Raw genomic sequence first — 14013 nt, 5'->3', positions numbered from 1 at the left:
AATAACCAGTTTGATTTTAAGTTATATATTTATATAAAGTAGAAGTTTATTTTGCAATGATACTTACTTCTCCGCTAAATAGTTCTTCTAAAGTCCCATCTTCATATTGTACACGAAGGCGGGCATCGTCTGTTATATTAAGAGCGGTAGCAATACGTTTATCACCGCCCTTTAAGACTACAATTTTTTTACCAGTTATAAAGCTTTTTTTTCTATATTCAGCTATGATTTCATTTGATTTGTTAATTAAGATAGCTTCGTTTACCGAATCTATTATATTTGCAGCCATCTGGTTACGTGTAATGGGCGGGGTATCATCTAAATAAACACTTGTCATTATATCAGCCATTTCATAGGGTATAAGGCTTTTTTTAGTGGCAAAATTAAGGCCTATGCCTAAAATGATATATTCTATACTGCCGCTTTCCAAATCCGTTGCCGCTTCGGTCAAAATCCCGCAGACTTTTTTTCCGCCTATGTAGATATCGTTTACCCATTTAATGAAAGGTTTTTTATCAGATATTTTTTCAATGGCACGGCAAACGCCTACACATGCAGCAACAGTATAAAAAATACTTTTATCTACTGTTATCCGCGGCCTTAGTATCATACTCAGATATATCCCCCCAGAAGGGCTTATAAAGCTCCGGCCCATTCGCCCACGCCCAGCGGTCTGGCGTTCAGTGATTACAATTGTTCCGCTTTTGGCGCCGGATTGAGCCAGCTCCTTTGCTATTGTATTGGTAGATGGGACCTCATTAAAAACGTGTATATTTGAAACATCAATTTTAGAATTCAAGTGGTTTAATATACCATAAGCGCTTAGAACATCGCTTTTATTTAAAAGCCGGTATCCTTTGTTTGGCACGGCATCGATTTCATGGCCGTCTTGTTTCAAGGAATTTATGGCCTTCCAAACAGCTGTACGTGTAATGGAAAGTTTTGCCGCTATCCCCTCGCCGGAAATACTCTTTCCACGATTTTTTTCTAAGAGTTCAAGGATATTTTCTTTTGTAGACATAAAAAATCCTCCTATACTTATTTATGGGAGCAGGCCTTTATTTATGAGGGGTTTTCTTAGCCTTAATGTTAAAGATGCAGCTAGTATCATTTTAACAAGGTCTCCCAATACAAATGGAAATACGCAATATGTAAGGCTTGCCCATAGATCAATCTTTGTAACGAACATGAACCATAAAGTTCCAACTAAATAACAAGATAGTGTGCCGATAATCATTGCATACAAAAGCCTTAAAAAAGTAAACCCCCAAAAATTACTTAAAAGCCCTATTAGAAATGCAGCTATAATATAACCTATAATATAACCGCCTGTCTTGCCGAATAAAACACCCAGCCCACCGGCAAATCCTGCAAATACCGGTATACCAAGTGCACCGATGATCACGTATAAAAACATGCTTAAACTTCCATATTTAGCACCTAACAGTGTTCCGGATAAGTATACTGTAATAAGGGCAAGGTTAATAGGCACCATATAAAGAGGTACCTGAATTTGAGCTAATACTGCTGTTAAAGCAGCAAATAAAGCACATGATATCAACATGTATAGTCTATTGTTATGTGTTTTTTTCATTTAGCCCTCTTATTGTAAACTTTTAATTTAAAACTGGTTGACGATAGTATATTATAAATACATGCTATATGTCAATCTAAATTATCATATAACTTTACAATTTATAGAAATAGTAGTATTTTTTTGTAAAATATATAAAATTTAAAAAAATAATACTATTTATAAAATAAATCTGCTATACTTTAGATGTAAATTATTTACAAAGACAAAAAAATTTGGAGGGTATTTATGAAAAAAGTTTTTTTATTAGTGCTAATAGTAGTAACGGTATTGTCTTTTTCAGCATGTTCAATGTTTTCTTTTTTGGATCAGGGGCAGCAAGCCGCGCAGCAGACATATCAATACGAATATGAATCTGCACAGACTACGCAGGCTGCCACTGAAGAACCTGTTCAAAATACATATCCGCAGACCTCACAAAGCACTACTACAACCGGCCAGTACGAAGTAGTTAATGGAAACGTAGTTAAGACGATTTATACTGGGGATATAAAACAGATATTTACGTTTTACTATCAATATGATTCGATAGTAGGGGCAGATATAGTCTCTGTATGTACCAGTACAGTCGAAGCACAGGCAATGTATGATTTATTCTTACAGACAAACGAAGAATCAAATCTCTATGAAGATGTAAGAATGGAAGGTACTACGGTAACAGTTGACTACAGTACTATAGCGATAGCCGCATATTCGGGTATGACCCCGGAGGAACTAAGAGATTATCTCAATTAATAATGAGAAATCTTACTAAAAAATATCTATATTTTTTAAAGTAAAACATAAAGACATTGGTTGTTAAAAATTGTTAAAAAAGTGTACAAAAAAGAAACAATAAGATTTAAAACTTTATTAAAAGTTTTATTAAATAATTCTGATATACTATATTCGTTATTAAAGTATACGGAGGTTATTTATGAAAAAAGTCTTTTTACTTACACTAATAATTATAATGGTAATGTCATTTGCAGCATGTGGCAGCAGTTCTACTTCTGAGGCATCACAAAGCCCGCAGACAACACAGTCAGAAGAACCGTCTGATAGTGAGACGGCTCAAACTTCTGATGATAGTATAACTACGCAGAGCAGCGTCGAAGTATTGAATGGGAATGTAGTTGAAACGAGATATACAGGGGATATAAAACAGGTCTTCACTTACCATTTTCAAAATGACGAAATAGTTTCTGCGGATATAGTTGTAACGTGTTCAGACGCTACTACAGCACAGACTATGTATGATATCTTACAAATGACTAACGACTCTTTTCAGACTTATGATAACTTAAAGATTACAGGGAACACGGTATCAGCAGATTACAGCGATACAGCCCTTGCAGCTTATGAGGGCAAGACTGCAGAAGAATTAAAGACATACCTTGAAGAGACTGCTACGGATACAGAATAGAACTGATAAAAAAGATGAATATGACCTTTAAAAAATAAACTATAAGGCCTTTGCGCAGGCCTTATTTTTATTAAAATTTAATCTACTCATAGATTATTAAGGTACTATATGCTATAATAATTTAAATATAATATTGTTAAACATGATTTGAAAGGAGTGTCTCAAAATGGCTAGTGAACAAAAGTTTTTTCGCTGTAAGCATTGTGGTAATTTAATCGGCATGATTTTTAATTCGGGTGTACCTATTATTTGCTGCGGAGAGCCAATGGAGGAGTTAATTCCAAATACGGTTGAAGCATCTAATGAAAAACATCTTCCGGTAATTACAATCTCTGGAAACGAAGCTATAGTGAATATAGGTAGCGTAGATCATCCTATGATACCCGAACATTACATTCAATGGATCTATATAGAAACAAAGAGTGGGGGGCAAAGGAAGAGTTTGAAACCAGGCGACAAGCCGCAGGCGGTCTTTTCACTTAAAGATGATGAACTATTGGCTGCGTATGCTTATTGTAATATCCATGGTCTTTGGAAAACGCAAGTTTAAAAGTCTTATAAAAATATTAAGAGCCGGTGATTTTTCTCCGGCTCTTAATATATCTTTTCATCTTTAAATGTAAATACTTTTAGAATTATAAAAGTTATGGGCAAGGAAAAGAACGCAGCAAGCACAAATACCAAAAGTTTAGCCCAATGAAAGACATTGAAAAACAACAATACAAATAAGTTTTGTATTATGAAGTTTGGAATATAGGAAATACAAAATCTGATGTATTTATTAAAGGACATCTTTTCTTTGAATGTAATAAAGCTGTTGAGTGTATAGCCAATAAAAAGGGCGGTTATATATCCTACTATAAACGCAATATTTTCCTGCAAGAAAAGCGAATAAAGATATGCGGTAAATATACCGTTAACAGAGTTAATTATACCTATTAAGACAAAAGACAAAAAATCTCTTTTAAAGAATTTTTCTATGGCAGGCGGTTTAAACATAGAAACGGGAATATCTTTATTGTCCTTATATATATAAGCTGCACTGCAGGCCTTTATAAAATTCCTGTCATCAATAGAGCCTAAGTACGCAACATAATCACTATGCAGTTTTTCTATGCTGGATACTTTTTCTTCTCCTATCATATAAGGAGATATAAATATTCCGCTTTTTATATCTACTTTAGTTGAAATAATATCCGTGTTTTTATTGACAGCAGCCTTAATTAAGAATTCCGGCATAGACGAGGCAATTATTGTACTTTCATCTATAAGATCTAAATTTAGTTTATCTTCATTTTTAATATAAAAATCTTTTAAAGTTTTTTCTGGGTCTTTTACATATTTTAAAAAGCTCCAGAATTTTTGCATATAAGCTGCTTTATCATATACACCTAAAATATATAAAAAGGCATATATAGCTTGCGAAAACAGATTAAGTGCTACCTTTTTTGATGAGAATAGGCAAAAGACATAAAAATCAAAGGCCACATTATTTGAATATATAACGTAATTAAAGTCTAAAACTTTTGTTTGCATATAATGATCCTTTTTAATTCGTATAAGAAATATCCTACTTAAACAGATTATACAAATATGTAAGAGCTGTCAATAATTATTGACAGCTCTTACAGGTATATAGTATATGGAGAAAATCTACTCGCTAAAATATTCTTCAGGGTTTAAATATTCTCCGTTTAATAAGACTTCAAAATGTAGGTGAGTATTCAAGTGCTTTTCAAATATTGGGTTTGTAAGTGTACCTATTTGCTGGCCAGCGTTGACTTTACTTCCTTCTTCTATCCCATCCATAGGTTTTGCTCCAATATAAACGGTTTCAATATCGGAATCGTGTTTGATTTTAATAACATATCCGTATAGATCATCTTGGGAAACAGACTCTACGGTTCCGTTCATTGCCGCTAAGACCTCGGCACCTTCATCACCTTTAATATCTATTCCATTATGCGTAGACCATTGGTTTAAAGTCTCGTTAAATACGAGTTTTTCAGTGGACATTTGGTTTATTATCTCTCCATTAACAGGAATCGTTAAGGTAAATGACGGAGTAGTAGAAGTAGATTCGCTGTTGTCAGTAGCCGAGCTGCTTGGCGAAGGAGAAGGCGACGGTGAAGTCGCGTTAGCCAAATCTTCTGATTCTATGTTTTGCACACTTTGATCAGTCGGCGACGCATCTTTCTCTTGATTTTCCCAATTTATCGCTAAAAGCGCAGTTAATCCTATCAGGGCAATACAAACAAATAATGCTACGTAAAAACCTTGCTTTCTAAAAAAATCTTTTACTTTTCCTTTATTATGTTTGGGTACTTTCTCATTATTATCGTAAATATTCATAAATACACCTCCAAAATTATTCTTCCCGTTTTTTAGTAAAATAACCGGAGTGCGTATTTTAATTTTTAAAATTATAAAGGAATTATTTTGTATTTACAATTGAAACACCCGTATAATAATGTGTTAATATTTCTTTATAAGTACTTCCAGATTTTGCCATAACGTCTGCACCTGATTGGCTCATGCCAACGCCGTGGCCATAACCTATGGTTTTAAAGGTAACATCATCTCCATTTACACTTATAGTAAAATTAGTGGAATTTAAGCTAAACATGCTTCTAACTTGTTTACCTGTAAATTCTTTTCCGCCTATTTTTATAGTATTTACTCTTCCGCTATTAAAACGCATTATGTCTTCGATTGAGTCCATAATTTTATTAACATCAGATATTTTACCGCCGTTTTTTTCAATTATGGATTTAAATTTTTCAGTAGATACGGTTACACTTCCATAGAAGTTAGACGATACGCTTTGCTCATTTTCGCTGACTACGCTTTTAAGATACGGACGCGCTGCATAAAACACGTTTTGGGAGTCTTCAGTCATTCCGCCTGAGGAGGCATGATACAAGACTTCGATAGGTTCTCCGTTATACGTTATTATTTCGCCGGCAGTTGAGTAAACACATCCTTTTATCTTATTATAATATTCGTCATATTTATCTCCCCATTTTTCATGAAGTTTTTCGTTGTTGGCATATGCCTGGCAGTGGTTACTTCTGGAACAGACATCTGCACCTGTTTCACTGCATCCTCCTAATTTTACTTTGTAATAGTAAAACGTCCTTGCAGCAACTGCTTGCGCTTTTAAAGCCTCCTCTTCATAAGATGCCGGCATTTCTGCGGCCACAACTCCGATAACATACTCTTCTAGTGGTAAAGACACTATTTTATCAATGCTCGCGTCATAAAGTGAAACCATAACGTCTTTTTCGTCAAGATCTATTGAAATGCCTGTCCCATCTTTTGTGCCAGTACTGGTTGAATTTAGATTGCAAAAGATGCAAATAAAAAGCAAGATAAAAACGGCAACCAATATTATCTTTAAGTTTTTATTCAAAGCTATTTTTTTATGTATGCAGTTTTTGTTTTTACTTTTATAACGCCGCAAAATATCACCCTCTGTTCATGCTATGCGGCGCCTTTTTAAATTATGATTTTATTAAACGCATCTTATACGTGCACCTAAAGACCTTAGTTTTACGTCAAAATTTTCATATCCCCTGGTCAGAAATTGGGCATTGCTAATTTCGGTGACGCCAGAGGCATAAAGACCAGCAATAGTAAGAGCAGATGCTGCACGTAAATCTGTTGCAGCCACTTTTTGCCCAAAAAGCTTTCCGCCTTTTATCGTTGCGATGCGTCCGTTAATACTTATATCTGCCTTCATTTTGCAAAGTTCGAAGGCATGCATGAAGCGGTTTTCAAAGACAGTTTCGCATATAGTGCTTACACCGTTTGCAGCGCACGCGAGGGACATAAATATTGGCTGCATATCCGTTGGAAACTCAGGATACGGCATACAGCGGACATCTACCGGCCGCAAATCTTCCCGCATACTTATGGTAAGGGAATTATCAGGATTTTCTACTAGGTTGGCACCCATTTTATAAAATGTGTCAAGAGTAGCTTTCATGTCGCCCGAATGTACATTTTTTACAGTGATGTGCCCATTAGTTATCATGGAGGCGGCTACGAAAGTTCCTGCTTCTATCCTATCTGGTATCGGCGTATAAATAGCAGATTCAAGAGACTTAACTCCGTTTATAGTAATAGTAGAAGTACCTGCACCTGAAATATCTGCACCTAAAGCAATTAAAAAATTGGAGAGATCTACTATTTCAGGTTCCCTTGCCGCGTTTTTTATGGTTGTCTTTCCTTTTGCGAGAACCGAGGCACAAAGGATGTTTTCCGTTGCTCCTACGCTGGCGTAAGGTAGAGATATATCGGCACCGCAAAGCCTGGCTGCACGGGCGTCTAAAAAGCTTTCTTTAAAAACGTAACGCATACCAAGACATGAAAGCCCATTTAAATGCATATCTATAGGGCGTTTCCCTATCGGGCAGCCCCCGGGCATCTTTATACGGACGCTACCAAACCTCGATATGGCCGGCCCCAAGATTAAAATAGAGGCTCTAAGCGCCCCAGTGCTTTTATAGTATGGTTCATATATATTTATTTTCGAGTTATCTATAGTAAAATCACGCCCGGACATATAGATTTTAGAACCCATACCAGAGAGGATGTTAAACATTGCGTTAACGTCATCTAAGAGAGGGATATTTTTTATGGTAACAGGCCTATCTGTTAAAAGAGTTGCTGCTAAAATAGGTAAAATTGCATTTTTAGATGCACTTATAAAAACATCTCCGCAAAGAGCTGGACTTTTACGCACAAATATCTTTTTCATAATTTCTCTTTTCAAAAATAAATTTTTAATTTAAAATTAGTTTGTATCTTTTTTTTACATAAATTCAACAAACCTAAAATTACAAGTTCACAGCGTGAGTATAAATAACGGTATTATATTCATAAAGATATAAAATAGTATTAATAGTGAAGGAGAAATGCATTGGCGAAAAAAAATAGAGTAATACTAAATATCGTTTTTATAATTGCACTGGTTTTTAATTTACTTTTTTATAATTTGTCTCCAGCTTTAGCGAAACAAACGGACGTTTTTAATGATATAGAGCATTCCGACGTTGATTTTTCAGATATGAAATACGTTCACTATGATACCACGGATTTTTACAATAATTTAGAAGAAATAAATTCTCTTTGCACTGAAAACGGAAAAACTACAAAAGTAACTAACTTATACGAAGAACTTTTGGCTATGTTAGACGATATAGCGACGCAATATAATATTTGCCAAATCTATTATTATAAAGATGTAAATTCTGAGTATTATGCGACCGAGCTTGAATATAGCTACGGGATCTATTTAGATACAGTAGATGACCTTGCACAAACGACAAAGGCACTTCTTAATTCTGAATATTCCGATGTTATAGCAGAGAAAGTTGGGGAAGACATGATTGAAGAAATCACTCAATATGAGCCGTTGACAGATGAGCAGGAAGAACTTTTAGAGAAGATACATCAGCTCCAGCAGGATTATAACAAAGCAATAACCAAGGATTACACGTTTATAGTTGACGGCGAGGAATATACTCTGCAAAAATACTATGAGGAAGCCGACAGCATCACAAGGGAACAGGCTTTAAAGATAGTAAATTCATATTACAAAACAGTCAATGAAGAAACCGGAGAGATATATATAGAATTGGTAGACAGCGAAACTCAGTATGCAAAAACGTACGGTTATGACAGTTATGCGGATTATGCCTATGAAAATATATATTATAGAGATTATGACACTACCCAGATAAAGGCTTTTTACGACAGCGTAAAAAAATATATAGTTCCCTTATATAAAGAACTAGATGAAGATTGGGACTATGATAAAATAGAAGAGCTTTATTCATTTTCATATGATAAGGAACAATTACTCAGCTTAATAAAAGACCATATAGGAGATATTTCTTCTGAGATGGAAGAAGCTTTTAATTATATGGAGGATTATAATCTGTATGATTTTGATTACAGCGATACCAAAAGCGATATAGGTTTTACTGTTGAACTTAACTCATATAATGAACCTTTTATCTTTTATTCACCAAGCGGATCTTATTATGATGTCAAAACGCTCATTCATGAGTTCGGGCATTATAACAGTGCTTATTACAATATGACTCATGTGCTATGCGAAAAATTAAATTACGATTTATCAGAAGTTCATTCGCAGGGCCTTGAAATGCTTTACCTTTATTATTATGACGATATGTTCGGAGAGAATGCTGATATTGTCAGAGACAGGCTTATATACGATATGATTTCATCCATTGTAGAGGGATGCATGTTCGATGAATTCCAGGTTGCGGTATATAACGCCCCTGATATGACTCTTGACGAAATAAACTTGCTGTATGAAGATATTTCATCGGAATACGGAATTGACTATACTTCGGATAACGAGTATTTAAAATATATCTGGGTAGACGTTTCACATAACTTTGAAAGCCCTATGTATTATATAAGTTACGCAACTTCTGCTGTAGCTGCATTTAATATATGGGAAAAATCTTTAGACGATAGGGATGGGGCAATTGATACCTATTTGAAATTAGTATCATCCGGTGAAGGAGAAGATTATCTAGATGTCTTAGAGGAATGTTCTTTAAATAATATGCTTGACGACAATAATATTAAATGTATAAGCGAGACCGTGGCTGAATACCTTGGCAAGACACCGGAACAGAAGAGAGAGAACATATTTGAAGCGATATTCTCCGGAGACAATTTAATTATAATAAGAATTGTCCTGGTATCGGCGGCGCTTATAGTAATGCTTATAATATTAACTAAGATATTATTTAAAAATAAAAATAACGATAATGAAAATATGTAAATTTAAAAGGCTATTTTAAGTTATAGCATGCTTTTTAAAGGGTATGTTGTATTTTTATACATTTTTATATATATTTACCTTGCCATTTTCATGAAAAATAACCATAATTTATAACCGTTTTTAATCAAATTTAGTTATTTTGCCTTATATTTTATCAAATAAGTTCCAATTCCATTAAGTATTACCAATTTATTTTTTATTTACATAATTTGTCTTAGCAAAAGCAATATTTCGTATGTTAGAATGAAAATTACCTTGTGTATTATAATGAAAGGAGAAAGGTAATGAGGAAATTAGTTTCTTTAATTCTTTGCGTGCTTATGATTGTATCTGTATTTACCGTATTTGCATCTAGTGCAAATGCAGCGACATCGGCGTCTACAGCGGGCATAGTTTCAACTCAGTATACTTCATTGACAGTACGCAGCAGCAATTCAACTTCATCAGCAGTTTTAACTACGTTACCTAAAGGTTCGTATGTCACTTTGATATCGAAATCGGGTTCATGGTGGTATGTTGAATATGCAGCAGGAAAATATGGATATTGTTATGCCAGCTATATAGCACAAGATACTGATAGTTTCGCTGCTTATGTGAATACATCATACAGCAACTTAAACGTTAGAAGCGGAGCGGGAACATCGTATAGCATTCAAGGCTCTCTTCCAAAGAATACTTGCATAGTGGTTATATCCCAGTCTGGAGGATGGAGCAAAATACTTTATTATGGCAGAAATATCGGATATGTCAGCAGCAGCTTTATAAAGGCATATACATCTAGCTCTGTTACTTATCCCGCAATCAGCCTATCTGTTCCTAAATATAGCCAGTTAGACAGCAGATGGAGCAGCTACCCTATAGCAAATTCTACAATAGGGGTAATAGGCTGTGCGACTACATCGCTTGCCATGACAGAATCGTACCGCACTGGAACAACAATATACCCAAACGAGATGGCATCGAAACTTACGTATACGTCCGGCGGAGCTGTTTATTGGCCGAGCAATTATGTATGGTCTACGAGTTCAAACTATCTGCAGAATATATACTCGCAGTTAAAGCTTGGCAAACCAGTTATCGTTGCTGCAAGTAAATCGTCTGGCGGAACGCACTTTGTGGTTGTAACCGGTTATACCGGCGGCAGTTATTTAAGTGCATCTGGGTTTACGATTAACGATGCCGGTTCTAGATACAGAACCGATTTACAGGATCTTTTTAACGATTATCCTACATTTTATAAAATAATATATTATAATTGATATATTATAGCCGTAAACTAAAGAAGCTGCCAAGATTGGCAGCTTCTTTAAATCCTGGTTTCTACATATATACGTTCAAAAATATGGAGTAAAAATAAGGTTTTAAATACTAGCAATTATAAAAATATTTTTAAGTAATGATTTTTTTGTATAATTATGAAAAAAGATAGAATATAAATCATTAGGTTATTGTCAAAACTATTGACAGAAGGCGTTTTAACATATATTATATCTAGTGTCTCAAAAAAAATGGCCCCTTGGTCAAGCGGTTAAGACATCGCCCTTTCACGGCGGTAACAGGAGTTCGAGTCTCCTAGGGGTCACCAGTTTTAGTTTTGGGTATTTGCCCAGATATTTAAAGGATACCATTTGTAATTTGTTACGGGTGGTATTTTTTGATTGCTTAAAATCATATTCTTTTAAAGATTTTGTAAGCAAAGAGAATTTTTTGCCGTTATAAGAGGAAAAATTATTATGTATCACATACATTAAAACGACAATTGTTTAGGGCTTAAATTACGTATAATTTTACTATATCTTAAGATTATATGTGAGGATTAAGAAAATTATGCAAGCTTTAAAATCGGCGGAGAAGAAATCCAGCATAGAGATTGCGGCCCGCTTGGTATTACTGTCTGGAATTTCATTTATTATCTCATTTATTATTACTAACACTGTTTTTTTAGATACAATAGCACCATCTGGTATTTGCCTGATAGCTGCTTCGCGGAAAAATTCTAAAATAAATCTATATGGCGTAATACTGGGCGCTTTATTAGGTGCCTTAACTTTAAAATCTCAGTTAATAGGCGTATACAGTTCTGCTGCCGTTATAATGGGTGGGTTGACTATATTGCAAAAGTATACGCTCAAAAATAACAGCAGGTTGGTTTCGTATTTGATGGTTGCAGTTTCTTTTTTGTCTGCATTTTTATTGTTTAAAAACAAAACCCCGTATGATTTTATAGTTACTATATTCGAGATATTCTTAAGTTTCGTACTTATATACATATTTGAAAAAGCATTAAGCGTATTTTTTGCGTCTGCTAAAAAAAATATTTTATCTGAAGAGGAAATAGTATGTTCGGCATTTTTGGCATTAAGCGTATTACTTAGCTTTGGCTGGGTCAAGCTGGCCGGGATATCACCTGTAAATATAATATGTATGTTTGCTGTCTTAACCGTATCGTATATCGGCGGGGCAGGCCTAGGCGCCATACTCGGCGCAACTCTTGGGATGCTTTCTTCACTTACTTTAGGTACAGGTGTTGGGCTTATTGCCAGTATGTCGTTTATGGCACTCATAGCAGGGCTGTTTAAAAGGTCTAATAAATATTTTGCGGCACTTTCATTTACAATGATAAACATAGTTTTTGTGATACTTACATTAACGGCTACGTCTAACGAGCTTGTACCGATACTTGAAAGTATAATTGCAGCTGCTATCTTTTTGACGCTTCCGAATAAAATGCTTAAGAGCATGGCAAGGTTCGTGGATATAAACGTACTTAGAACCTATGAGCAGGAGATACATTTCAACCGCTTTAAAAAAGCTACGGTAGGCAGGTTGAAAGAGATAGCAAACGTATTTTTTACGACAGGAGAGCTTTTTAAAACGACCGCCGAGGAAAATGCGAATATAGACAGCGACGTATCCGGAGTAATAGAAGAAGTGGCGGCAAGGACTTGTGAATCGTGTGTATTTTGCAGGACTTGCTGGGGAACAGATTTTATAAATACCTATTCTATACTACAAAAGATGTATGTAAGCCACGAGAAATACGGCAGAATAGACAGGACAAAAATACCGCTAAACTTTCAAAAAAAGTGTATGGACATAAACACGCTTATAAAAAATGCACAGAATGTATTTGCCGGATTTTTGATAAATGCCAGGTGGAAGAAAAAAGTTGAGGAAAGCCGCCTTGTAACAGGGGAGCAGCTTGTTGGTGTTTCTAGGATAATAGGAGCACTTGGATATGAAATGGACTTAGGGCTGTCTTTTTTAGACGAGGCAGAAGAAGATATAAGAAACCGGCTTGTTAAAAATGGTATCGCCGTTAAAGAAGTGGCAGTTGAAAGCTTTAATTCCTCTGTAAGTGTATACGTAAAAACGCCGGCCTGCAAAGGCAACCATGTGTGCCATACGATTATATTAAAGGAGATAAACGAAAGCCTAGGTAAAAAGATGATGCTTAGGGAATACGAATGTTACCCCGGGAAAAAAGTTTGCGATTTAAGGTATGAGGAGAAAAAGAAATTAAGTGTTATGACCGGCGTAGCATCTCTTCCTAAAAAGAAGGTAAGCGGAGATACCCATTCATTTTTAACTTTAAAGGACGGAAGGTATCTTTCAATACTATGCGACGGCATGGGCAGCGGGGAAAAAGCAAGAAAAGAGAGCGATGCAGCAGTGTCGCTTATAGAAAACTTTTATAAAGCAGGATTCGACGATAAAACGGTATTCGATACCATAAACCGCCTTATGATATTAAAAGGGCCAAACGATATGTTTTCTACTGTAGACGTGTGTATGCTAGATTTGGTCAAGTGCAGCGCACAGTTTACCAAGATAGGTGCGGAAAGGTCATATATACTCCATGAGGGAGAGGTATCCAAGGTGGAAGCAGGTGCATTGCCGATAGGCATTTTGGATGAAGTCACGCCGGCTACAAGCTTTAAAACGATAGCCCCAGACGACTATATCGTAATGGTAACAGACGGCATCTCGGACCTTTTTGAAGAGGAAGAAATGAGCGAGATAATTGAAGGCACTATATTAGAAGATTCTTCTCCGCAGACGGCGGCAGAAAATATTTTAAGGCTGGCATTGTCGAGAATCGAAGATAAAATGAAAGACGACATGACAGTTATGGTGACGAAAGCTTACGGGGAACAGGAAAATTAGGCATAATTAATAAAAAAGAGA

At 35.4% G+C, this 14013-nt stretch carries 12 protein-coding genes and 1 tRNA gene; 7 read left to right on the top strand and 6 right to left on the bottom strand.

The window, feature by feature from the left end; genetic code table 11:
- Window positions 1-46: 46 nt before the first annotated feature.
- Together R2876_02480 and R2876_02475 are read right to left on the bottom strand one after the other, a co-directional pair.
- The gene (locus R2876_02480) at window positions 47-1021 is read right to left on the bottom strand and encodes a biotin--[acetyl-CoA-carboxylase] ligase (protein ID MEZ4357484.1); all 975 of its coding nucleotides are present in this window, start codon (window positions 1019-1021) and stop codon (window positions 47-49) included.
- 21 nt (window positions 1022-1042) lie between these two features.
- Window positions 1043-1594 (bottom strand): biotin transporter BioY, encoded by a 552-nt coding sequence (locus R2876_02475; GenBank protein ID MEZ4357483.1) that lies wholly within the window; start codon window positions 1592-1594, stop codon window positions 1043-1045.
- A gap of 228 nt (window positions 1595-1822) precedes the next feature.
- On the opposite strand from R2876_02475, the gene R2876_02470 reads away from it, so the two are divergent.
- From R2876_02470 to R2876_02460, 3 genes are all read left to right on the top strand, one after another.
- Complete coding sequence (locus R2876_02470) at window positions 1823-2329, top strand: hypothetical protein (GenBank protein ID MEZ4357482.1); 507 nt, start codon at window positions 1823-1825, stop codon at window positions 2327-2329.
- A gap of 181 nt (window positions 2330-2510) precedes the next feature.
- Entirely contained in the window at window positions 2511-2999 is a 489-nt protein-coding gene (locus tag R2876_02465; GenBank protein ID MEZ4357481.1) for a hypothetical protein, read from the top strand.
- A 166-nt stretch (window positions 3000-3165) separates the two neighbouring features.
- A complete protein-coding gene (locus tag R2876_02460; GenBank protein MEZ4357480.1) occupies window positions 3166-3549 on the top strand; it encodes a desulfoferrodoxin family protein in 384 nt (127 codons plus the stop codon).
- A 44-nt stretch (window positions 3550-3593) separates the two neighbouring features.
- Here the strand turns inward: R2876_02460 and R2876_02455 are convergent, their stop codons facing one another.
- The 4 genes from R2876_02455 to murA all read right to left on the bottom strand — a co-directional run bounded on the left by R2876_02455 (window position 3594) and on the right by murA (window position 7761).
- Window positions 3594-4535 carry a GtrA family protein gene (locus tag R2876_02455; protein MEZ4357479.1) on the bottom strand — a complete coding sequence of 314 codons (942 nt, stop codon included), beginning with the start codon at window positions 4533-4535 and terminating at the stop codon, window positions 3594-3596.
- 117 nt (window positions 4536-4652) lie between these two features.
- Entirely contained in the window at window positions 4653-5351 is a 699-nt protein-coding gene (locus R2876_02450; protein MEZ4357478.1) for a M23 family metallopeptidase, read from the bottom strand.
- Window positions 5352-5433: 82 nt separating this feature from the next.
- Window positions 5434-6462: a stage II sporulation protein D gene (spoIID, locus tag R2876_02445; protein MEZ4357477.1), complete on the bottom strand. Its 1029-nt coding sequence runs from the start codon at window positions 6460-6462 to the stop codon at window positions 5434-5436.
- Between the two features lie 51 nt (window positions 6463-6513).
- Complete coding sequence (gene murA / locus R2876_02440) at window positions 6514-7761, bottom strand: UDP-N-acetylglucosamine 1-carboxyvinyltransferase (GenBank protein ID MEZ4357476.1); 1248 nt, start codon at window positions 7759-7761, stop codon at window positions 6514-6516.
- A 162-nt stretch (window positions 7762-7923) separates the two neighbouring features.
- Between murA and R2876_02435 the strand changes: the two genes are divergently transcribed.
- The 4 genes from R2876_02435 (at window position 7924) to spoIIE (ending at window position 13992) form a co-directional block, all read left to right on the top strand.
- Window positions 7924-9825: a hypothetical protein gene (locus tag R2876_02435; protein MEZ4357475.1), complete on the top strand. Its 1902-nt coding sequence runs from the start codon at window positions 7924-7926 to the stop codon at window positions 9823-9825.
- A 284-nt stretch (window positions 9826-10109) separates the two neighbouring features.
- Window positions 10110-11084: an SH3 domain-containing protein gene (locus tag R2876_02430; GenBank protein ID MEZ4357474.1), complete on the top strand. Its 975-nt coding sequence runs from the start codon at window positions 10110-10112 to the stop codon at window positions 11082-11084.
- A gap of 251 nt (window positions 11085-11335) precedes the next feature.
- Window positions 11336-11410, top strand: a tRNA-Glu gene (locus R2876_02425).
- Window positions 11411-11652: 242 nt separating this feature from the next.
- Complete coding sequence (spoIIE, locus tag R2876_02420) at window positions 11653-13992, top strand: stage II sporulation protein E (protein ID MEZ4357473.1); 2340 nt, start codon at window positions 11653-11655, stop codon at window positions 13990-13992.
- Window positions 13993-14013: the final 21 nt, after the last annotated feature.

It is taken from the genome of Eubacteriales bacterium (genome assembly GCA_041390245.1).
Classification (GTDB): Bacteria; Bacillota; Clostridia; order Christensenellales; family JAWKQI01; genus JAWKQI01.
The sequence above is the reverse complement of the archived record's forward strand: the minus strand, read 5'-3'. Positions and strand labels throughout refer to the sequence as shown.